This window comes from Herbaspirillum sp. C7C2 (assembly GCF_022627865.1).
Classification (GTDB): domain Bacteria; phylum Pseudomonadota; class Gammaproteobacteria; order Burkholderiales; family Burkholderiaceae_D; genus Herbaspirillum; species Herbaspirillum frisingense.
Genome location: NZ_JABXGI010000103.1, coordinates 1 through 205 on the forward strand (window position 1 = coordinate 1; position 205 = coordinate 205).

General features: G+C 58.0%; 1 tRNA gene. It reads right to left on the bottom strand.

What is annotated here, in order from left to right:
• Positions 1-2: 2 nt before the first annotated feature.
• Positions 3-75 (bottom strand) — tRNA-Glu (locus HWE04_RS24415).
• Positions 76-205: the final 130 nt, after the last annotated feature.

Sequence of the window (205 nt, forward strand, 5' to 3'; positions counted from 1 at the left end):
GGCGTCCCCTGGGGGATTCGAACCCCCGTACTCACCGTGAAAGGGTGATGTCCTAGGCCTCTAGACGAAGGGGACAACGTACTGCTTCATACCTGTGCTGCTTGCTGGGTGACAGCACAGATATCAAAATCTGGCGTCCCCTGGGGGATTCGAACCCCCGTACTCACCGTGAAAGGGTGATGTCCTAGGCCTCTAGACGAAGGGG